Source organism: Aeromonas sp. Prich7-2 (assembly GCF_017939255.1).
Classification (GTDB): Bacteria; Pseudomonadota; Gammaproteobacteria; order Enterobacterales; family Aeromonadaceae; genus Aeromonas; species Aeromonas caviae.
Genome location: NZ_JAGKRI010000026.1, coordinates 1 through 20,407, shown reverse-complemented (window position 1 = coordinate 20,407; position 20,407 = coordinate 1). Strand labels below are relative to the sequence as shown.

At 62.9% G+C, this 20,407-nt stretch carries 21 protein-coding genes and 7 tRNA genes; 12 read left to right on the top strand and 16 right to left on the bottom strand.

The features are described from left to right. Position 1: 1 nt before the first annotated feature. The 6 genes from J9892_RS06435 to orn all read right to left on the bottom strand — a co-directional run bounded on the left by J9892_RS06435 (position 2) and on the right by orn (position 1,299). A tRNA-Gly gene (locus J9892_RS06435) sits at positions 2-77 on the bottom strand. A 24-nt stretch (positions 78-101) separates the two neighbouring features. After that, a tRNA-Gly gene (locus tag J9892_RS06430) sits at positions 102-177 on the bottom strand. A 114-nt stretch (positions 178-291) separates the two neighbouring features. After that, positions 292-367 (bottom strand) — tRNA-Gly (locus tag J9892_RS06425). 32 nt (positions 368-399) lie between these two features. Then, positions 400-475: transfer RNA gene (locus J9892_RS06420), tRNA-Gly, on the bottom strand. A 25-nt stretch (positions 476-500) separates the two neighbouring features. Further along, positions 501-576: transfer RNA gene (locus J9892_RS06415), tRNA-Gly, on the bottom strand. A 177-nt stretch (positions 577-753) separates the two neighbouring features. Continuing rightward, positions 754-1,299, bottom strand: coding sequence for an oligoribonuclease (orn, locus tag J9892_RS06410; RefSeq protein ID WP_042014296.1), 546 nt, complete (start codon positions 1,297-1,299; stop codon positions 754-756). A gap of 91 nt (positions 1,300-1,390) precedes the next feature. Between orn and rsgA the strand changes: the two genes are divergently transcribed. The 5 genes from rsgA to J9892_RS06385 are packed head-to-tail and all read left to right on the top strand — an operon-like array spanning position 1,391 to position 4,232. Next, entirely contained in the window at positions 1,391-2,425 is a 1,035-nt protein-coding gene (rsgA, locus tag J9892_RS06405; RefSeq protein WP_210538107.1) for a small ribosomal subunit biogenesis GTPase RsgA, read from the top strand. 29 nt (positions 2,426-2,454) lie between these two features. Next, the gene (asd, locus tag J9892_RS06400; protein WP_049636603.1) at positions 2,455-3,327 is read left to right on the top strand and encodes an archaetidylserine decarboxylase; all 873 of its coding nucleotides are present in this window, start codon (positions 2,455-2,457) and stop codon (positions 3,325-3,327) included. Continuing rightward, the gene (locus tag J9892_RS06395; RefSeq protein ID WP_049636585.1) at positions 3,324-3,572 is read left to right on the top strand and encodes a VF530 family protein; all 249 of its coding nucleotides are present in this window, start codon (positions 3,324-3,326) and stop codon (positions 3,570-3,572) included. Before asd ends, J9892_RS06395 begins: the two co-directional genes overlap by 4 nt. Positions 3,573-3,576: 4 nt before the next feature. Next, the gene (locus tag J9892_RS06390; RefSeq protein WP_010675489.1) at positions 3,577-3,828 is read left to right on the top strand and encodes a DUF2960 domain-containing protein; all 252 of its coding nucleotides are present in this window, start codon (positions 3,577-3,579) and stop codon (positions 3,826-3,828) included. A 2-nt stretch (positions 3,829-3,830) separates the two neighbouring features. Further along, on the top strand, positions 3,831-4,232 hold the full coding sequence (locus tag J9892_RS06385; protein WP_049636586.1) for a hypothetical protein: 402 nt from the start codon (positions 3,831-3,833) through the stop codon (positions 4,230-4,232). A gap of 100 nt (positions 4,233-4,332) precedes the next feature. Here J9892_RS06385 and J9892_RS06380 read toward each other — a convergent pair whose 3' ends face one another. Beyond that, on the bottom strand, positions 4,333-4,827 hold the full coding sequence (locus tag J9892_RS06380) for a hypothetical protein (protein ID WP_029314787.1): 495 nt from the start codon (positions 4,825-4,827) through the stop codon (positions 4,333-4,335). A 166-nt stretch (positions 4,828-4,993) separates the two neighbouring features. Here J9892_RS06380 and J9892_RS06375 point away from each other — a divergent pair, with 166 nt between their 5' ends. After that, on the top strand, positions 4,994-6,967 hold the full coding sequence (locus J9892_RS06375) for an EAL domain-containing protein (protein ID WP_049636587.1): 1,974 nt from the start codon (positions 4,994-4,996) through the stop codon (positions 6,965-6,967). A gap of 68 nt (positions 6,968-7,035) precedes the next feature. On the opposite strand, the gene rraB is transcribed toward J9892_RS06375, so the two are convergent. Next, entirely contained in the window at positions 7,036-7,371 is a 336-nt protein-coding gene (gene rraB, locus J9892_RS06370) for a ribonuclease E inhibitor RraB (RefSeq protein WP_010675493.1), read from the bottom strand. A 381-nt stretch (positions 7,372-7,752) separates the two neighbouring features. Between rraB and J9892_RS06365 the strand changes: the two genes are divergently transcribed. Then, positions 7,753-7,828, top strand: a tRNA-Phe gene (locus J9892_RS06365). A 5-nt stretch (positions 7,829-7,833) separates the two neighbouring features. Further along, positions 7,834-7,909, top strand: a tRNA-Asn gene (locus J9892_RS06360). A 64-nt stretch (positions 7,910-7,973) separates the two neighbouring features. On the opposite strand, the gene J9892_RS06355 is transcribed toward J9892_RS06360, so the two are convergent. Next, entirely contained in the window at positions 7,974-8,195 is a 222-nt protein-coding gene (locus J9892_RS06355) for a hypothetical protein (RefSeq protein ID WP_010675494.1), read from the bottom strand. 155 nt (positions 8,196-8,350) lie between these two features. After that, positions 8,351-8,485 (bottom strand): hypothetical protein, encoded by a 135-nt coding sequence (locus tag J9892_RS25005; RefSeq protein WP_081000980.1) that lies wholly within the window; start codon positions 8,483-8,485, stop codon positions 8,351-8,353. A 236-nt stretch (positions 8,486-8,721) separates the two neighbouring features. Between J9892_RS25005 and J9892_RS06350 the strand changes: the two genes are divergently transcribed. Continuing rightward, a complete protein-coding gene (locus tag J9892_RS06350) occupies positions 8,722-9,999 on the top strand; it encodes an alpha/beta fold hydrolase (RefSeq protein WP_053288765.1) in 1,278 nt (425 codons plus the stop codon). 97 nt (positions 10,000-10,096) lie between these two features. After that, the gene (locus J9892_RS06345) at positions 10,097-13,657 is read left to right on the top strand and encodes an ATP-binding cassette domain-containing protein (RefSeq protein ID WP_053288766.1); all 3,561 of its coding nucleotides are present in this window, start codon (positions 10,097-10,099) and stop codon (positions 13,655-13,657) included. A 55-nt stretch (positions 13,658-13,712) separates the two neighbouring features. Here the strand turns inward: J9892_RS06345 and J9892_RS06340 are convergent, their stop codons facing one another. The 5 genes from J9892_RS06340 to trmB all read right to left on the bottom strand — a co-directional run bounded on the left by J9892_RS06340 (position 13,713) and on the right by trmB (position 17,514). After that, complete coding sequence (locus J9892_RS06340) at positions 13,713-13,919, bottom strand: YgdI/YgdR family lipoprotein (protein ID WP_041215736.1); 207 nt, start codon at positions 13,917-13,919, stop codon at positions 13,713-13,715. A gap of 183 nt (positions 13,920-14,102) precedes the next feature. After that, complete coding sequence (locus J9892_RS06335) at positions 14,103-15,395, bottom strand: rhodanese-like domain-containing protein (protein ID WP_053288767.1); 1,293 nt, start codon at positions 15,393-15,395, stop codon at positions 14,103-14,105. Positions 15,396-15,424: 29 nt separating this feature from the next. Continuing rightward, entirely contained in the window at positions 15,425-16,345 is a 921-nt protein-coding gene (gene glsB / locus J9892_RS06330; RefSeq protein WP_053288768.1) for a glutaminase B, read from the bottom strand. Between the two features lie 96 nt (positions 16,346-16,441). Beyond that, complete coding sequence (locus J9892_RS06325; RefSeq protein ID WP_010675500.1) at positions 16,442-16,774, bottom strand: YggL family protein; 333 nt, start codon at positions 16,772-16,774, stop codon at positions 16,442-16,444. 26 nt (positions 16,775-16,800) lie between these two features. Next, positions 16,801-17,514 (bottom strand): tRNA (guanosine(46)-N7)-methyltransferase TrmB, encoded by a 714-nt coding sequence (trmB, locus tag J9892_RS06320; RefSeq protein WP_010675501.1) that lies wholly within the window; start codon positions 17,512-17,514, stop codon positions 16,801-16,803. Positions 17,515-17,774: 260 nt separating this feature from the next. On the opposite strand from trmB, the gene J9892_RS06315 reads away from it, so the two are divergent. Both J9892_RS06315 and J9892_RS06310 read left to right on the top strand, forming a co-directional pair. Next, on the top strand, positions 17,775-18,842 hold the full coding sequence (locus tag J9892_RS06315) for a M20/M25/M40 family metallo-hydrolase (RefSeq protein WP_210538106.1): 1,068 nt from the start codon (positions 17,775-17,777) through the stop codon (positions 18,840-18,842). Positions 18,843-19,039: 197 nt separating this feature from the next. Further along, positions 19,040-20,221, top strand: a complete 1,182-nt coding sequence (locus J9892_RS06310) for a PLP-dependent aminotransferase family protein (RefSeq protein ID WP_171865617.1) — start codon at positions 19,040-19,042, stop codon at positions 20,219-20,221. A gap of 51 nt (positions 20,222-20,272) precedes the next feature. On the opposite strand, the gene J9892_RS06305 is transcribed toward J9892_RS06310, so the two are convergent. Next, on the bottom strand, positions 20,273-20,407 hold a 135-nt coding region (locus J9892_RS06305; RefSeq protein ID WP_210538105.1), incomplete at its 5' end, for a transposase.

Genomic DNA, 20,407 nt, shown 5'->3' with positions numbered 1-20,407 from the left:
TTGGAGCGGGAAACGAGACTCGAACTCGCGACCCCGACCTTGGCAAGGTCGTGCTCTACCAACTGAGCTATTCCCGCAACAGAATGTCATCTGCAAGTGATTGGAGCGGGAAACGAGACTCGAACTCGCGACCCCGACCTTGGCAAGGTCGTGCTCTACCAACTGAGCTATTCCCGCATCGGAATATCACTTACATATTTTTGGAGCCAGCAACGAGAATCGCGCTCGCTACCCCAGCCTTGGCAAGCACTCAACATGCTCTACCAACGCGGTGACTCCGGCACTGCATATTGGAGCGGGAAACGAGACTCGAACTCGCGACCCCGACCTTGGCAAGGTCGTGCTCTACCAACTGAGCTATTCCCGCAACATGGATTGTCTTGAGGCTGTGCTGATGATTGGAGCGGGAAACGAGACTCGAACTCGCGACCCCGACCTTGGCAAGGTCGTGCTCTACCAACTGAGCTATTCCCGCATCGGAACGTCATCAGCAAACATTTTGGAGCGGGAAACGAGACTCGAACTCGCGACCCCGACCTTGGCAAGGTCGTGCTCTACCAACTGAGCTATTCCCGCAAAACCTGAAAACAGACCGTACAGCATTTGGTTGCTTGCGCTACTGTACGGGAGCCGAATTATAAGAGCAGACATTCCAATTGCAAGGGCTTTTTTGTCTGGTTGCAGCCGTTCGCTCAAAAGCTGGCCGAACTGCTGATTTTAGCAACCGAACGACGGCAAACCCTTGCCAGCCACTCAGATTTTGAAGACGTGGGCGCGGTAGAACTGCAGTTCGGCGATGGATTCGCGGATGTCATCCAGCGCCTGGTGGGAGCCGCTCTTCTTGAACTGATCCAGCAGTTCAGGCTGCCAGCGACGGACCAGCTCCTTGATGGTGCTGACGTCCACGTTGCGGTAATGGAAGAAGGCTTCCAGATCGCTCATGTGCTTGACCATGAAGCGGCGATCCTGGCCGATGCTGTTGCCGCACAGGGGGCTGGTGCGCTCCGGCACCCACTGGCGAATGAAGGCGAGGGTCTCGGCAACGGCCTTGGCCTCGTCGTATTCACTCGCCTTGACCCGGGCCACCAGCCCGCTCTTGGTGTGGGTGTTGACGTTCCAGTCATCCATCTTGCCCAGCTCTTCCTCGCTCTGGTGGATGGCGATGACCGGCCCTTCGGCCAGCACGTTCAGGTCCTTGTCGGTGACGATGGTGGCGATCTCCAGTACCACGTTCTCTTCGGGGTCCAGACCCGTCATCTCCATGTCGATCCATACCAGGTTCTGCGCGCTGACTGTCATGATTGCTCTCTCTATTGGGAGGAATGGCGGAATTTTGCCAATTTGCATGTATCATACTGGCTTTGAATCTGTTCATAAACTGGCAAACCCCGTGGCAAAGAAAGCAAAACTCAATCTGGGTCAACAAAGGCGCGTCCAGGCCAACCGCGAGCGGCGGCTGCAAAAAGAGCACACCACAGTGGTAGATGACACCCTGTTCGGCCCCGCCATCGAAGGGGTGGTGATCAGCCGTTTCGGCCAGCACGCGGATGTCGAGGCGAGCGATGGTGCCATCCACCGCAGCAACCTGCGGCGCAGCAGCATCAGCAGCCTGGTGTGCGGCGACAAGGTGGTGTGGCGCCCCGGCCTCAATGCCGCGACTGCCGGCGTCATCGAGGCGGTGCATCCGCGCCACTCGGTGCTGACCCGGCCGGACTTCTACAACGGGGTCAAACCCATCGCCGCCAACATCGACCAGATCATCATCGTCTCGGCGGTGATGCCCGAGTTCTCCACCAACATCGTCGACCGCTACCTGGTGGCGGCAGAAGATGTGGAGATAGCGCCCCTCATCGTGCTGAACAAGGTCGACATGCTCGATGACGCGGCCCGCGCCCGTATCGAGCACCAGCTCGAGACCTACCGCAAGCTCGGTTACGAGGTGCTGCTGGTGAGCTGCGAGAGCGGTGAGGGCATCGACGCCCTCAAGGCGGCGCTCACCGACAAGATCAGCATCTTCGTGGGCCAGTCCGGGGTGGGCAAGTCGTCCCTCACCAACGCCCTGATGCCGGGGCTGGACGTGCTCACCGGCGAGATCTCCGAGAACTCGGGGCTCGGCCAGCACACCACCACCACGGCGCGGCTCTACCACTTCCCGAGCGGCGGCGATCTCATCGACTCCCCCGGAATCCGCGAGTTCGCCCTCTGGCACCTGGAAGCCGACCGCATCACCTGGTGCTTCGTCGAGTTTCGCGACTACCTGGGTGGCTGCAAGTTCCGCGACTGCACCCACAAGGATGATCCCGGCTGCGCCCTGCGCGCCGCGGTTGAAGTGGGCGCCATCAGCGCCGATCGCTTCCACAACTACCACCGCATCCTGGAAACCATGCAGGAAGCCCGCCACGGTCGCCAACAGGCGCGGCTGTGACCCGTTCAACTCATTCCCAGATGAAGATCATGAGCATCACTGACAACCTGAAAATTGCCGGTCAATACTGCCTGCCCAAACACGCCCTCTCCCGCCTGGTGGGCAAACTTGCCGCCGCCGAAGCGGGCAACCTCACCACCAGGGTGATCGAGGCCTTTATCAAGCAGTACCAGGTCGACATGAGCGAGGCGCTGCACGAGAGCCCTGCCCACTACAAGAGCTTCAACGAATTCTTCACCCGCGAGCTCAAACCCGGCATCCGCCCCGTGGTGGAAGACGCCATGACCCTGGCCCTGCCGGTGGATGGCACCGTCAGCCAGCTCGGGCCCATCAGCCAAGGTCGCATCATCCAGGCCAAGGGCCACGACTACAGCGCCCGCGAGCTGCTAGGGGGCTATGAAGATCTGGTGGCCCCGTTCAAGGATGGCGACTTCGCTACCATCTATCTGGCACCCAAGGATTACCACCGCATCCACATGCCGCTGGACGGCGTGTTGGAGAGCATGGTGTTCGTGCCGGGGGATCTCTTCTCCGTCAACCCCATCACCGCCGAGAACGTGCCCAACCTGTTTGCCCGCAACGAGCGGGTGGTGGCCACCTTCCGAACCCCCCACGGCCCCATGGCCCTGGTGCTGGTCGGTGCCACTATCGTCGCGAGCATCGAAACCATCTGGGCCGGCAACATAGCGCCGACCAAAGAGAAGAAGGTGGTGCGCTGGGACTACACCGGCGATGAAGCCATCACCCTGCAAAAGGGGGCCGAGATGGGCCTGTTCAAGCTGGGCAGCACAGTCGTCTGCCTGTTTGGCCCGGGCATGCTGGCCGGTTTCGAGCCGCACCTGGCCAACGGGGTCACCACCCGCATGGGTCAGCCCTTTGCCACCCTGGCGGCGCAAGCATGAGCGATCAACCCACTTCCCAGAAGAACAACCCGCTGCACGGGCTGACCCTGGAGGCCATCGTCACCGCCCTAGTCGCGCACTATGGCTGGGAAGCGCTGGGGCAGCAGATCAATATCCGCTGCTTCACCGATAATCCCAGCATCAAGTCCAGCCTGAAGTTCTTGCGCAAGACCCCCTGGGCCAGAGAGAAGGTCGAAAGCCTCTATCTGTACGTCCAGCGCAAGCAGGCCAAAGCAAAGGAATAACGCCATGGCGTTCAAGATTACCTACACCTACAAGAAACAGGCCAGGGAGATTGGCTACGCCAACGACAAGTTCAACAGCATCTATGATGCCGTTGCCGCCGCCGAGGGGATCGATCTGACCCGCTTCCACGCCATGGAAGAGCAGTTGGCCCAGGTGTGCCGCCGCGACAAGAAGAGCGTGAAGGATTACCGGGAGAACTACTTCAAGGAACTGGGCTTCTCCAACATCGTCATCGAACGGGACGCCAAGGAGTAACCATGCGCACCCTGACCCTGATGGCGGCCACCCTGCTGCTGGCCGCCTGCAACACGACACCGAGGGAGCCCCTGGTCGGCGCGGATCGCGACGAACATGGCTGCATCGGCAGCGCGGGTTATCAATGGTCGGCGCTGGCAGGCCAGTGCGTGCGGCTGTTCGAGCAGGGCATTCGCCTCAACCCGACCGATGCCGGTCAGACCGTCAGCGCCTTCGTGCTGTTCAATGCCGATCAGAGTCAGGCCGAGCTGACCCTGCCAGAGGGCGAGCCGATCCGGCTGATCCGCCAGGGCGAAGAGGGCAACTGGTCCTGGCAGGGCGGCGGCTATCAGCTCTTCCCCTGGAAGGGCTATGTGCTCAAGTCCGGCGACCATGTGCTCTATCACGGCGATCTGACCCCCTGATCCTCTGGCTTCATCCCTCCCCCCACGCCCTGATGGGCGCAGAGCAGGCATAAAAAAAACCCGTTGCACGCAACGGGGTTTTTCATGATACCCGGCAGGATCAGTTGCCGAGGGTGGAGAACAGGCTCTGTTCCAGGCTGCCGCGGGAGACGCACACCGGGGTGATGGAGGGAGCCAGTACCCGCTCGCCGGAGGACTCGACGAAGTAGAGCTGGGTGTTGCCCTTGACGTTCACGGTGGCGACGCTGTTGTTGCCGCTCTGGGTGATGATCAGGTTGATCTGCAGGTTGGGGTTGCCCAGCGCCACCTTGGACCCCATGGTGCCGCAATCCAGCCACTCCAGACCATCGGCCGAGTTTTCCACGTTGGCGGTCATCAGACCGGCACCACGCTGGCTGTTCTCGATGTTCAGGCCGTGATCGCCGAACCACTTCTCGGCACGGGCCCACACCAGATCCACCGGGATCGCCATCTCCTGGGTGTTGTTGGTTGCCTTGGCAACCGGCGGGGTATAGCGATACTGCTCGCCGCCGTTGTTGTCGCTCGCACAACCCACCATCAACAGGGCCAGGGCGCCCCCCATTATCTTCTTCATGCTGCTTCTCTCATCCATAAGGCCATAGGCCAACCGGCGGCTATTATGGCGATCGCGACACAGGCTGTCAGCAGGGATCCGCACAAATGGCGTACTCTTAACCCAGGCTTTACAAAACCCACCTGTTATCATAGATTTGCTCGAAGTCTCCCCCGTGAGTGCTCTCGTGACTTCTTCGCTCTCCCTGGCGCTGCTGCAGCAGATCATCGACCAGTTACCCATGAATATCTTCTGCCGGGACAAGCACGGACGGTACTTGTTTGCCAACAAGGCATTCGCCAGGGAAGCCGGCCTGCAAGACCCGAGCGAACTCATTGGCAAGAGCGATGCCGAGATGCCCTGGGGGGATGTATTCCGGGAGGAAGATGACCGCCTGCTGGCCGACGGCAAACCCCTGCTGCACCAGCAGCTCCATTGCCACAGCGGCGAAGGCGCCAGTTGGATGGAGATCAACAAGGTTCCCCTGTATGACGAGCACGGCGACCCCATCGCCCTGTTTGCCATGGTCAGCGCCATCGATCAGCGCAAGGAGCTGGAGCAAACCTTCCGCCAGCAGCAGTTGCTGCAACGCCGCCTGCTGGATGCCATTCCCGACCTCATCCGTCTCGAGGATCACCAGGGCGTGCTCATCGACTGCAACCAGGCCTTTCTCGACTTCATGGGGCTGGTGGCAAGCGAGGCTCTGGGTCGGCGCGTCCCGCCCCGGCTGCCCGTCGAACAAACCCTGGGTCAGGGGGAGTATTGCGTGGTGGATGCCCAGGGCAGAGGCCGCCATCTGGAGGTCACCCGGGTCGAGGTGCCGGATGACGAGGGCAACTCCCTCGGCATCCTTACCCTGAGCCGCGACATCACCGGGCTGCGCACCACCCAGGCCCAGTTGCAGCAGGAGCAGCACTACGACAGCCTGACCGGCCTGCTCAAGCTCTCCCACTTCCTGCAGACCAGCCGTCATCTGGGGGCCCGCAAGGCCAGCCTGCTGCTGGTGGATCTGCAACATTTTCGCGAGATCAACGATCGCTTCGGCATACGGGTCGCCGACCGCCTGCTGAGCCAGGTGGCCCGTCGCCTGCAACGACTGGCGCCGCCCCAGTCCCTGCTCTGCCGGGTCGCGGCGGATGACTTCGCCCTGCTGCTGCCCGAGCTCCCCCTCTCTCTGGATGCGTGGAGCCGCAACCTGCAGCAGGAGCTGATGACGCCCTATCAGGTGGAAGAACACAGGATCCAGATCCCGGTGTTCCTCGGCATCGCCCATGGCAAGGCCAAGGATGCCGAGCGTCTGCTGAGCCACGCCGAGGCCGCCCTGGCCCAGGGCAAGCGCCAGCAGCAGCACTGTACCCTGTTCGACCCCGCACTCGATGCCAAGCTCAAACGCCGCCAGCTCATCGCCGCCCAGTTGCCGCTCGCCATCAAGTCCGCCGAGCTGACCGCCGTCTACCAGCCCATCATCTGTACCCACAGCAACCGGCTGCACGGGGCTGAGCTGCTCTGCCGTTGGCCCCATCCCGAATTCGGCATGATCTCCCCCGACGAGTTCATCCCGCTGGCGGAAGAGCTGGGGCTCATCGGCCAGCTCGGCCAGCTGATGCTGGAGCTCGGCTGTGCCCAGCTTGCCCACTGGCAGGTGGCGGCCCCGGATCTGGTGCTCTCCATCAACCTCTCGCCCCTGCAGTTCCGCGATCCCGAGCTCTGCCCGCAGATCTTCGACTGCATCGCGCGCCACGGGCTCGCCCCCTGGCAACTGGAGCTGGAGATCACCGAAGGGGTGCTGATGGAGAATGCCGACGAGATAGAGAGCAACCTGGCCAGCCTCATCGAGGCGGGCTTCCAGCTCGCCATCGACGACTTCGGCACCGGCTACTGCTCCCTCGCCTACCTTCCCAGGCTGCAAGTGGCGACCCTCAAGCTCGACAAAAGCTTCACCCAGGGGCTGGCCACCAACCAGGCCACCACCGCCATCGTGCGTTCCGTCATCGGGTTGGGCCATGAGCTTGGCATCAAGATCACCGCCGAAGGGGTGGAGACACCGGAGCAGCAGGCCTGGCTGGTGCAGGTCGGTTGCGATCGGCTGCAAGGCTATCTGTTCAGCCGCCCCCTCCCACCGGCCGAGTTTGCCCGCAGCTACCAGCTGCCGGAGCAGTAAGCCAGCAACAACAAGGCCACCCGAGGGTGGCCTTGTTGTTTTTGCAAAGCGTACGTGATCTGGCGCACTTACTCCTGGAAGTAGGTGCCCCAGCCGTCGTAGTCCACCCCGTATTTCTCGAGGATGGGCAGCATCTTCTCGATGTCGGCGACGATGGTGTCGATGTCCAGCTTGCACTCCACCATGGCGTCGAAACAGAAGATGGTGGCGCCGTCGTCCAGCTCCATCTCCTCGGCGTCGGTCACTTCGAAACCGGCCTTGAACAGATCGACCGCCGCCTTCTCCAGCAGATCGAACTTCTGGCAGGCAAAGTGGTGCTCAATCTCGTAATCCAGATCCGGGTTGCTGCCATCGGCCAGCAGCTCGTTGACGATGGCGGCGGTCTCTTCGCGCCACTCTTGCATATTGGTATTCATATAAACCCCAGGCGGTGTTGAATGGATGTCACCCCTGCCAGCCGCGTCGGCCCGGACCATGGCCAGGGGATGAGTGCGGCAAAGCATACCCGCAGAGCGCGGCAGGCTCAATCGATGGGCCAAGATAACTGGCGCCTCTCCCGGCTTGGCGCCAGCGGGCAGCCCTCGGCACGTCAGGCAGCTCGCCCCCCTTCATGATGTTCTGCTGGCCGTCGGCCCACCCTGCCCCGCAGGCGCCCCTCTTTTCATGGTTAAAACGGGGAAACCGGTCCAATCACGGGAAGATTGCTCGGATATCGAGCGAACGGTACATCAATCTGCGGCCTGTGGTTGACACCTCAGTCCAGAAAGGGTTTAATGCGCGCCGTTGCCCAGATAGCTCAGTCGGTAGAGCAGGGGATTGAAAATCCCCGTGTCGGCGGTTCGATTCCGTCTCTGGGCACCAACTATTCCTCCTTAGTTCAGTCGGTAGAACGGCGGACTGTTAATCCGTATGTCACTGGTTCAAGTCCAGTAGGAGGAGCCAAATTCGAAAGGCCCGCTCAGATGAGCGGGCCTTTTTGCATCTGTCATTTACTCACATGCCGGGGCTAGTAGTGGTTTTCGTCCCCATGCCATACGTGTCCGGCCGAGCAGGCCCGGGCGACTTCGTGGCAGGGGTCGTCCGCATGGCGGCGGAAGAAGTGCTGATCCTGTTGCAGCAGGAGCGAACTCATCGAGTGGCTCATGCCAGCCAGTGCCTCGCCAGCGGTCAATCCTGCAACCCGGTGATCTGTGGCCAAATGAGCCAGGACTTTTTCACGACTGTTCATGATCGCCTCCCTCTGTGGATCCGGTCGTAAATTGACCATAGCAGCCGTGCTCTGCATACAGCAAACCCGCGCCAGCAAAGGGCTACAGGCAGGTCCTGACCTTCTGCTCTGGCATGAAAAAACCCGCTCATGACAAGCGGGTCTGTTTCACTCAGCTAACCGCCGTTGCAGGCCGCCAGCAACAGAGTGGCACCACAGGTGGCGCTGAACACCAGCAAACCCGCCTGCAGCACCCCCTCCGGATCCCTCTGTGTGCGTCTCTTGCGAACACGTATCCATCTCGGCTTCATCGAGCCAACTCCATCCAGTTTCCTGCACCCGGGGTGCTGACCTATCCCTGCCCGTCCCGGCAGGCGGCTCATCTTTGTCCAGTTGCAGCCCGCCGTCAACCGCGGCGAAACCACACCTTGTACGGCACCGACCTCAGGCTCCATCTCTGTTAACAATCTGGAAAACCGGCGTGACCCGCCCCTGCGCCAGGGCTATGATGAGGCCGACGATTTTCCTACCCTCAGGGAGACCCCAGATGAGCAGCCCCTTGCACTATGTGCTGGATGGCATCCATTGCGAGCCACACTTTTTTACCGTGCCCCTCGACCACCAGCATCCCGATGAGGAGGCGACCCTCACCCTGTTTGGCCGCACCCTCTGCCGCAAGGACAAGCTGGATGATGACCTGCCCTGGTTGCTCTATTTGCAGGGGGGCCCGGGCTTTGGCGCTCCTCGCCCGACCGCCGATGGCGGCTGGATCAAGCGGGCCCTGCAGGAGTTTCGGGTGCTGCTGCTCGATCAGCGCGGCACCGGCCACTCCACCCCCATCAGTGCTGACGCCCTGGCGGGGATGACCCCCGGTGAGCTGGCGGACTACCTCGGCCATTTTCGTGCCGACAGCATAGTGCGCGACGCCGAATGCATTCGCGAGGTGCTGAGCCCGGGGCGCCCCTGGAGCCTGCTCGGCCAGAGTTTCGGCGGCTTTTGCAGCCTCACCTACCTCTCGTTGTTCCCAAGGAGCCTGCACGAGGTCTACCTCACCGGCGGCGTGGCACCCATCGGGCGCAGTGCGGATGAGGTCTACCGCGCCACCTACCAGCGGGTAGCGGACAAGAACCGCGCCTTCTTCACCCGCTTCCCCCATGCCCAGGCCCTGGCCAACCGGCTGGCCAACCACCTGCACCACTACGATGTGCGCCTGCCCAACGGCCAGCGCCTGACGGTGGAGCAGTTGCAGCAGCAGGGGCTGGATCTGGGGGCCAGCGGCGCCTTCGAGGCACTTTACTACCTGCTGGAAGACGCCTTCATCGGCGAACGCCTCAACCCCGCCTTCCTCTACCAGGTGCAGGCCATGCAGCCGTTCAACACCAACCCGGTGTTCGCCATCCTGCACGAGCTCATCTATTGCGAAGGGAGTGCCAGCAACTGGGCGGCAGAGCGGGTGAGAAGGGAGTTCCCTGCCCTGGCCTGGGCGCCAGGCAAAGATTTCGCCTTTACCGGCGAGATGATCTTCCCCTGGATGTTCGAGCAGTTCCGCGAGCTCATTCCCCTGAAGGAGGCCGCCCACCTGCTTGCCCAGAAAGCGGACTGGGGCCCCCTCTACGATCCGGCGCAGCTGGCCCGCAACACTGTGCCGGTGGCCTGCGCCGTCTATGCCGAGGACATGTACGTGGAGTTTGACTACAGCCGCGACACCCTGAAGGGGCTTGGCAACAGCCGCGCCTGGATCACCAACGAGTACGAACACAACGGCCTGCGGGTCGATGGCGAGCGGATCCTGGATCTGCTCATCCGCATGAACCGGGATCGCTGATCCCGCCGGGCGCACGCCCGCAGCAAGACGACAAGTTCGAGGGCGGCCCATGAGCCGCCCCGCCCATGGAAGCAACACAAAACAACAAGGACACCCATTGGATCATCCGGAAATCTCGGCCGGCTGGCTGAGTCGCCTCTTCTATCGCTGGACCGGCCCGCTGCTGCGCAAGGGGCTGACCCAGCCCCAGGTCAGTCTCGACGATCTCTATCCCCTGCTGCCGGAAGACAGGCGCGACGGCCGCGCCGACGCCTTCCTCGCGCTCACTGCCCGCCAGCCGGTGCGCCCCTGGCCCCTGACCGCCTTTATCTGGCGCCATTACAAGGGACGGATTGGCCTGCTCACCCTGCTGCAACTGCTCGGCATGCTCGCCACCCTGACCAGCCCCTGGCTGCTCAACCACAGCATGACCCAGCTCGGCACCGATGCCACCACCGGCCACAAGCTGCTGCTGGCCCTGGCCCTGTTCGCCTCCGTGCTCGCCGCCGGCATGCTGGCGGAGCACTCCCTGCAACTGGCCCTAAAGATGCACGTGCCCATCCGCCGTCTGCTGGCCGAATCCCTGCTCGCCAAGGTGATGAAGCAGGGTGGCAAGAGCTTCGACGACAGGGCCGGCGGCCGGGTTCAGAACCTCATCAACCGGGACGTGTGGGACATCACCTGGATCCTGGCTGACCCCGCCATGCCGGTCACCATGGCGCTGCAACTCATCGGCACCATCGCCCTGCTGGTGTGGCAGGTGGGCAGTGCCGGTCTGGTGGGCTTCGCGGTGCTGGCCCTGCTGCTGCTCATCTCCACCCGGGTGGTACGGCGCATGAACCAGCAGGAGCAGCAGCTCAAGCGTCAACAGGACGAGCGCAACGGCATCCTGGCGGAATACATCAAGAAGCTGAGGCTGGTGCGCCAGAACGGGCTTGGCCCCTTCTTCACCCGGGCGGCCAACACCAAGCGCCAGCAGGAGTTGGGGGTGCTGGGCCGGGTGCTCAGGCTCGATGCCATCAACGAAGGGCTGATGCTGAGCACTCCCCTGCTGGTGACCCTGGCCACCTTCACCACCTACCTGGCGTCGGGCAACACCCTCACCCTGCCCCAGGTGTTCACCACCATCGCCCTGTTTACCGTGCTGCGCATTCCCATGATGCGACTGCCCTACCTCATCCGCACCCTGATCAACTTCAACACCGGCTTCAACCGGCTGTGCGAGTTCCTGAACAGCCCGGAGCAGCATCGGGAACTCGATGATCCCAGCTTGCCGGTGGGCAGCCTGCGGCTCGACAACGTCACCGCCCTGCACCAGCAAAAACCGGTGCTCGAGGGAGCCAACCTCGCCATCGCACCGGGGGAGCTCGTGGGGATCACCGGGGCCACCGGGGCGGGCAAGAGCTGCCTGCTGCATCTGGTTGCCGGCTTTGACAGCGAGTTTGCCGGCAGCATCCGTCGCCACGGCCGGGTTGCCCATCTGGGCCATAAACCCTGGCTGATGAACGACACCATCCGCAACAACATCCTGTTCGGCCAGCCCTGGCACGCCGAGCGCTATCGTTGGGTGCTCGGCGCCTGCGCCCTCACGGCCGATCTCGCGCTGCTCAGCCACGGGGATCAGACCCTGGTGGGGGAGCTCGGCACCCGCCTCTCCGGCGGCCAGCAACAGCGGGTCGCCCTGGCTCGCGCCCTCTACGCCCGGGCCGATATCCTGCTGCTGGACAACCCTTTGTCTGCGCTCGACCCCATGGTCGCGGCCCAGGTACTGGAGCAGGGGCTCGCCTTCAAACCGGGGCCGACCCGGCTCCTGGTGAGCCACGACCCGGATGTGCTGGCCAGGTGCGATCGGGTGATCCGCATCGAGCAGGGGCGCCTGGTGGAGCTCGATGCCCACCAGTTGGCGGATCTTGTCCAGCATCCCCAGCCCGCCCCGCCGGTGCCCCCTCAGGAGGCGGAGCAGTTCAGCGAGGAGAAAGTGGTGGAGGGCAAGGTGGACTGGGGGCTGTTTGGCTTCATGTGGCAGCGCCTCGCCGCCCCCGGTGCCATCCTGCTCGTCCTGCTGCTCACCCTGGGCCAGGAAGGGCTGCGCATCGCCTCGGATCTCTGGCTCGGCGGCAAGGCCGAGGTGAGCGACGTCACGACCCTGCTCGGCATCTATGTGCTGCTGGGGGCGGGCTCCCTCACCTGCATCATGGCGGTGCGAGTCATCAACTACAAACTCGGCCTCAAGCTGGCCTGGACCCTGTTTGACGGCATGCTGGGACGCATCAGCCGCGCCCCCATGGCCTTCTTCGACAAGGTGCCCCAGGGGCGCATCCTCAACCGCTTCGACCGGGATCTGGGGGAGGCGCAGGAGATGCTGCTCTCCATGCTGGTGGGACTGTTCGGCATACTGGTGTCCGTGGCCTTGCAGGTGGTGGTGATCGGCATCAATATTCCCCTGCTGCTGCTCATCGCCCCCCTGGTGGGATGGGCGCTCTATGTGTTGCAGCGCCGCTACCGGGCGGTGCAACTCAAGCTGCGGCGCCAGTCCTCGGTGCTGCGCTCCCCGCTCTACATCAGCATCAGCGAGACCATCCGCGGCGCCCCCGCCCTGCGCCTGGCCGGGGCCGAGCGTTTCGCGTTGGACCAGGTGCTGCACCACTATGACAACAACCTGCGCAGCTGGTACACCACCACCTCCATCAACCGCTGGCTCGGCATGCACCAGACCCTGCTCTCCGCCGCCCTGGTGGGGGCCGTGGCACTCATGGTGGCCTTTGGCAACAGCCCGCTGCTGGGGGCCGTGGCCATCACCTATGCCTTTACCGCTTCCGCCATGCTCAACTCCCTCATCCGCACCTTTGCCGAAGTGGAACAGGTGATGAACGCGGTAGAGCGGGTGCGCGAATACAGCGAAATAGAGAGCGAGCGCCAGGAGGGAGAGGGCCTCGCCACCCCTCACCCCGCAGTGCGCTTCGACAACCTGGGGCTGCGCTACCCCCAGACAAGCCAGTGGGCACTGCACAAGGTGAACTTCGAGCTGGCCCCAGGTGAAAAGGTGGGTGTGTGCGGGCGAACCGGGGCAGGCAAAAGCTCCCTGCTGGGGGTATTGCAGGCCATGTATCCCGCCTCCCAGGGGGAGATCTTTTACGGCAATCAGCCACTGTCACGACTTGCACCGGAGGCGGTGCGCGATCTCTACGACACCGTCTCCCAGATCCCGCTCACCTTCTTTGGCTCCTTGCGGGCCAATCTGGCGCCCCTGACCGAGCATGAGGACGCCGTGCTTGAGCAGGCGCTGGCCCGGGTGGGCCTCGCCGAGCGCTGCGCCGGGCGGCTGGACGAGGATCTCGACAGGCTGCAACTCTCCGCCGGCGAGACCCAGCTGCTGGTGATCGCCCGCATCCTGCTGTCGCGCCGACCGCTCATCGTGCTGGACGAGGCCACCTCGGACCTCGATCACGGCGGCATGCGCAAGATGGCCGAGCTGCTCTACCGCTACCGGCCGGAGGCCAGCTATCTGGTGATCGCCCACCACCTGGAGCCGCTCTTGTCGGTGGACAAGGTGGTGGTGATGGAGGCCGGCACCGTGGTGGAGCAGGGGTCGCCGGTGAGCCTGCTGGCCAACTCCCACTCCCGCTTCCACCAGCTGTTTGCCGGCCAGGTCAACCGCCAGGTGCCCCAGAAGGCATGAGCACCAAAAATAACAAGGGCTGCCCCCGGGCAGCCCTTGTTGCTTGAGGAGAGCCTCAACGCTCCATGATCTGGGTGATGTCGTCCTTGTTGATATGCACCTCCCGCCCCTCTTCATCGTAATAGCGATACATGCCTGTGGTCTCGTCCAACCTGGGTTTGCTGTCGGTGGCAATCATCTTGCCATCCTTGGTGCTCATGATGTATTGGGAGCTGCACCCCGCCAATCCCAACAGACAAACCAGCATCATCACAGCTTTCATCACTCTCCCCTTCTTCACGCTCACCCTGGCGGTGATAGATGAAGCCTAGCTCAACCGGATGGCCCGTTTACCTTGATTGCAGCAACAGGATTCACAGAAAGAATCCACCTGCTATAGTCATTGAAAATGATCTATCAAGAAAAGAAAGACCGGACATCTGTCCGGCCTGCTCTGGATTATTAGTTACTTGCCCGGCTTGCGCTCGCCGGTGACGGTGGGGTTGGCCGGATCCATGCTCCACTCGAACCATCCGCCGTCGTAGACGCTGATCCGCTTCCAGTCCATCAGCCAGGCGTAGAAGAACGCCTCGGAGGCGCGCCAGCCGGTGCCGCAGTAGAAAGCGGCCTGCTGGGTCGGCTCGATATTCCACTCATCCCACATGGCGAGGATCTCGCGGGCGGGCTTCATGGTGCCGTCCGGGTTGTGGAAGTCGCTCATGCTGTTGGCATCCACCCCGCCATGACCCCATCTGGCCCCGGGAATGTCCCCCTTGGGCTTGATGTAGCTGTAGCCCGAGGTATTGCCCACGAACTCGTCCCAGGTGCGCACGCTGACCAGGGCGCCGTCCGGCTGCTTGAGCAGGGCCTTGGCCTGGTCAAGGGTGGTGTAGTACTCGGGATGGGCCGGGATGGCCACGCCAAACTCCTTGGCCGGGGTGAACTTGTTGGCCAGCCCGGTCTCGGTGCGCAGATGCTGCACGAACCAGGCCTCCAGCCCGCCATCCAGCAGCCGCACATCCTCGACCCCCGCATACATCATCAGATGGGCCGCACGGGCCGCCGCCATGGTGTTGCGGCCATAGAGGATGACGGTGGTGTCATGACGGATGCCGTTCTCCAGCAGCAGCGCCTTGAGCGCCTCGTCAGAGACCTTGTTCCACAGCGGCTCCCCTTCCAGCCGGTTGGTGTCGATGTAGCCGGCTCCCGGAATGTGGCTCAGCAGATAGGCCTTGGGGGATCCCCAGTCCACCTCGAACACCTTCCACTCCCCCTTGGGGGCGGCGATGACCGGTTTGCCTGCCTGCAAGTCCGCCAGCCAGAGCGGATGGACCAGCTGCTGCCAGCGTGCCAGGTGCTCCCGGGGCGCCTCTTTCCATCCCTGCAGCTCGAACAGCTGCTTGATGCCCTGCTGGCGCAGCAGACGGGCCACCTCGGCCACCTCGCGAGGGGTCCCATAGAGGGCGACGGGTTTGTCGGCCTTCAACCCCTTGCTCGCGAGTGCCGCAGGCCACTCCTCGTCACTGTATTTCCACTCTGCGGAGAGCAGCTCGGCACCGGCCACATGGCCCCCCTGCTTCTCCCCGTCCATGGGCCAGCCCTGATAGAAATAGCTCGGGCGGGTATCCAGGATCACCGCCTCCTTCCCCTTGGCATCCGCCAGGGAGATCGGGGGCAGCTCGGCGGCCAGCACGGGCCAGGCACACCAGAGCAGCAAGGCGGTCAGGCAGCTTCGCCACAGTCCAGTCATTCGTTTCATGATGTCGTCTCGATGCATAGTGAAGAGAGTTAAAAAATGGAGCGGCCCAGGCGCTCGGCCAGCAGCTCCAGCGTCGCCGTCCCGGCCAGGGAGTTGCCCGCCTTGTTGAGCTCGGGTGACCAGACGCAGATGGAAAGCTCTCCCGGGATCAGCGCCATGATGCCGCCCCCCACCCCGGATTTCCCCGGCATGCCGACCCGGTAGGCGAAGTCGCCCGCCTCGTCATAGAGGCCGCAGGTGGCGAGCAGGGCATTGACCTGCTTGGTGGTACGGGCCGGCAGCAGGGGCGTGCTCTCGCCAAGAGGGACACCCCGGTTGGCCAGATAGACGAAGGCTCGTGCCAGATCGACGCAGCTCATGCGGATGGCGCAGGCATTGAAGTAGCTCTGCAATACCTTGTCCACCTCGTTCTCGAAGTTGCCATAGGCCTTCATCAGATAGGCGATGGCGGCATTGCGGGCGGAGTGCTGGTACTCGGAGCGCGCCACCACCTGATCCGCCATGATGGCCGGGTTGCCGCACAGGCGGCGCACCAGCTCCAGAGTGCGTTGGCGAGGAGCGGTGAGCCGGGTTTCCAGCAGATCGCTCACCACCAGGGCACCGGCGTTGATGAAGGGGTTGCGGGGAATGCCCTGCTCGAACTCCAGCTGGACGAGGGAGTTGAACGGCTGGCCGGAGGGCTCCTTGCCCACCCGGGCCCAGATCTCCTCCTCCTGATAGAGGGTCAAGGCCAGCGTGAGGCTCAGGGCCTTGGAGATACTCTGGATGGAGAAGGGCTCGAAAGCGTCACCTGCGGTGAACAATTCCCCTTCAACGGTACAGACCGCGATCCCCAGCCGGTCGGCAGGCACCTGGGCCAGGGCGGGAATGTAATCGGCCACCTTCCCCTGCCCGAGCAGCGGACGCACCTCTTCCAGGATGCCGGCCAGTAATTCGGATGACAACACCATTGGCTATTCCATGACGTGAAACGAGGCGGGGCCAGCCCACCGACAAAAATCCCGCCGGCGGCGGGATTTTCTATCTGCCCGGGAGGCAGTCAGATATCAGGCCGGCTCGCCGTACCAGAGATCGAACAGCTCGGTGACCACCACGGCCTCCAGCCCTTTGCCTTGCAGCCAGGTCTGAACGGCGGAACGGTCTTCGTCGGTGCACTTGCCGAGCTGCTGGGTGCAGACCATCCCTTCCCAGGCCAGGTGACCCGAGCCGGCGAAGGCCAGCTTGCGAGGTTCGATCACCTCGTCGATCAGCGCATCGACCACGGCATCAATGGTCTCTTCGGCGGTGCCGACCGGGAAGTTGAAACTGATGTCGAACCCCATTTCCTGGAATTCATCGACGCGCAGTTTCTTACGCAGACGGCGGCTACGGTTGGCCATGATAGCTCCTTAGTTGATACGTTGACTCAGTTGACTCGTTTGAAAATCAGATCCCAGACACCGTGGCCCAGACGATGGCCACGCTGCTCGAATTTGGTCAGGGGGCGCCAGTCGGGACGGGGCACCCAGTTGCCGGTGGCGGAGGTGTTCTCGTACCCCTCGGCGGCACTCATCACCTCCAGCATGTGCTCGGCGTAGTTCTCCCAGTCGGTGGCCATGTGGAAGACGCCACCGATGGCAAGCTTCTGGCGGATATCCTGGGCAAAGGCAGGCTGCACGATGCGGCGCTTGTGGTGGCGGCTCTTGTGCCAGGGGTCAGGGAAGAAGAGCTGCAGGCAGGAGAGAGAACCGTTCGGGATCATGTGCTCCAGCACTTCCACCGCATCGTGGCAGATGACGCGCAGGTTGGTGACGCCCGCCTCCTGGGCGGTGCCAAGGCAGGCGCCCACACCCGGAGAGTGCACCTCGATGCCGATAAAGTTCTTCTCGGGGGCGTTCTTGGCCATCTCCACCAGGGAGGCGCCCATGCCGAACCCGATCTCCAGCACCACGGGTGCCTCGCGGCCAAACAGGGCCACCATGTCGAGCGGCTCTGGTGCGAAATCGATGCCCATGACCGGCCAGAGCTCTTCCAGGGCCTTCTCCTGCCCTTTGGTCAGGCGGCCTTCGCGACGGACGAAGCTGCGGATCTTGCGCATGAACTTGCCGTCTTCGTTAAACACATCTTGGGTCACAGACATAGTAAATTGCTCGTTATTGCATCGCTCTGGAACAGAGCCGACATAAATGGATCGCTCGTTATTGCATCAGTTCGCAAAAACAGGGGAGCGAATTATCCCAAGATAGGCACAAGGCGCAAGTGTTTCCCACAACAAATCCCCCGGGACTGCCCACATCCACCGGCAAGGTTGACAAATGCCACCCCCTTCACAGAATCTGCCGGACGTCGGGTTCATCCTGACGCGGAAAAATAAAACCATATACAACAAAGGATTGCAGTATGAAGAAAACCCTGTTGGCCCTCGCCCTGCCTGCCCTGCTGGCCGGTTGCAACCCCTCTGACAACGACTCCCAACCCCCTGCCCCCGCGGCTCAGGCCCATGAATTTCTGGTGCAACTGAGCTCTGGCGCAGAAGGGATAGGCGCTCGTCCCACGGGCACCGAGGCCGAAACCCGCGCCGCCGCCTGGATCCAGGATCACCTGACCGGTTGGGGTTACGAAGTGCAGAACCAGCCATTCACCTACACCCGGGGCGGCACAGACCGAACCTCCCAGAACATCGTCGCCGAGCTCAAGGGTCAGAGCGACAAGGTGATCCTCATCGGTGCCCACTATGACAGCACCGGCGAGAAGAAAGGATCCGAAGGCGCCACCGACAACGGCGCCGGGGTCGCCGCCCTCTTGGCGGTAGCCGAGGCGCTCAAGGGAGAGACCCTGCCCTACACGGTGCGCTTCGCCTTCTTCGGCGCGGAGGAGAACGGCCTGAACGGCTCCAAGGCCTATGCCGCCAGCCTGGACGGCGCCGCCATCGCCCAGCTGCTGGCCATGGTGAACTACGACACCATCGCCGGTGGCGACATCGTCTACGTCCACTCCGCCCACTCGGACGTGGCCGAGTACAACTGTGCCGAGCCGAGCCGCTACAGCTTCGATCCCAAGGTGCGCGACCGCCTGCTGGCCATCTCCAAGCAGGGCGCCAACCCCTTCGCCATCCACCCGAGCTACCCCGGCTATCCGGAGGGCGAGACCGGCAGCTGGTCGGATCACGCCCCCTTCGCCTGCCTGGGGGTGCCAGTGGCCTACGTGGAGGCGACCAACTTCACCATCGATGGCGAGGATGGTTATGACGGTTACTCCCAGAGCACCAACCCGGCGCTGTGGGACTGCTACGACGAGACCAGCAAGAGCGCCTGCGACCGGGACAGCGAGACCCAGTGGGGCAAGATCTGGCATACCCAGTACGACCGCCTCGACAAGATGGCCGAGCTGTTCCCTGGCCGGGTGCAGCAGCAACTCGGCGCCAACACGGATCTGATGATCCGCTTCCTGAAAGAACCGGGGCTCTGATCCCGCGGTCGATGAGGTCCCCCTCAGGGGTTTTTACGCCCCCGGCCACGGCGGAGACGATAAAATTCGGGCAGGTGCCAAACCTGCCCTTTTTTATGGATTTTTGTTACAGCCATTGCCTCATTTCTTAAATCTGATACAAACGGATAACCTGGCGGTTGAATGGAGCGACCGCCACCCTAGTCAGAGAGAACCCTATGCAGCCGTTTTTTGCCCAGCGCTTCGAGAAGGTCGAGCCTTCGTTCATCCGTGAAATCCTGAAAGTCGCCACCAACCCGGAGATCATCTCCTTCGCCGGCGGCCTGCCCAATCCCCACCTGTTCCCGGTCAAGGCCATCGAGCAGGCCTGCCAGGACGTGCTGCGCGAGCAAGGGGCGGCCGCCCTGCAGTACGCCACCACCGAAGGCTTCGCGCCGCTGCGCCAGTACATCGCCGATCGCTACCTGAGCCGTCACGGCATGGCGGTCAACCCAGACAACATCCTGATCACCAGCGGCTCCCAGCAGGCGCTGGATCTGCTGGGCAAGGTGCTGATCGACGAGGGGCAGGATCTCATCATCGAAGAGCCGGGCTATCTCGGCGCCATCCAGGCGTTCTCCGTCTATCAACCGAACTTCAGACCCATCACGCTGGGGGAAGAGGGGCTGGATCTGGCCGCGCTGGATGCGCTGCTGGAGCAGGGTTCCAACGCCAGGCTGCTGTACGGGGTGCCGAACTTCCAGAACCCGAGCGGGGTCTCCTACAGCCGCGCCAACCGCGAGGCGCTGGCCGAGCGGCTGGTACGCCACGAGCTCTTGATGGTGGAAGATGACCCCTACGGCGAGCTGCGCTTCGAGGGGGAGCACCTGCCCCCCATCGCCAAGCTGGCGCCGAACAATACCGTGCTGCTCGGCTCCTTCTCCAAGACGGTGGTGCCCGCCTTCCGCCTCGGCTGGATGTTGGTGCCGGACTGGCTGCGCAAGAAGGTCACCATCGCCAAGCAGGCCACCGACCTGCACAGCAATGCCTTCAGCCAGCAGGTGCTGCACCGCTTCCTGACCGACAACTCGCTGGATGCTCACCTCGAGAAGATCAAGGAGGTCTATGGCCGCCAGCGCGCCGCCATGGAGGCCGCCCTCGGCCGTCACTGCCCCCCCGGCGTCAGCTACACCCGGCCCCAGGGCGGCATGTTCCTCTGGCTGACCCTGCCTTCGAGCGTCAGCGCCATGGCCCTGTTCGACGAGGCGATCAAGGAGAAGGTGGCCTTCGTACCCGGCGCCCCCTTCTACGTGCGCCCCGAGATCCAGAACACCCTGCGCCTGAGCTTCTCCTGCGTGGACGAGGCCACTACGGAAGAGGGCATCAAGCGCCTCTGCCGCGCCCTGGCCCGCATGCTCTAAGCCAGCTTCGAATGAAAAAAACCAGCGACCCGGTCGCTGGTTTTTTTAGGTTCATCGCGGCTTTCCGGGGAAGGCCGCCTTGATTTTCAGAAAAAAGTATTCTGAGTCCCTAAATCCATATGCCATACGCTTTATCACTTTGATCTTGTTGTTCACCCCTTCCAGCACACTCGTGTGCATCGGGTA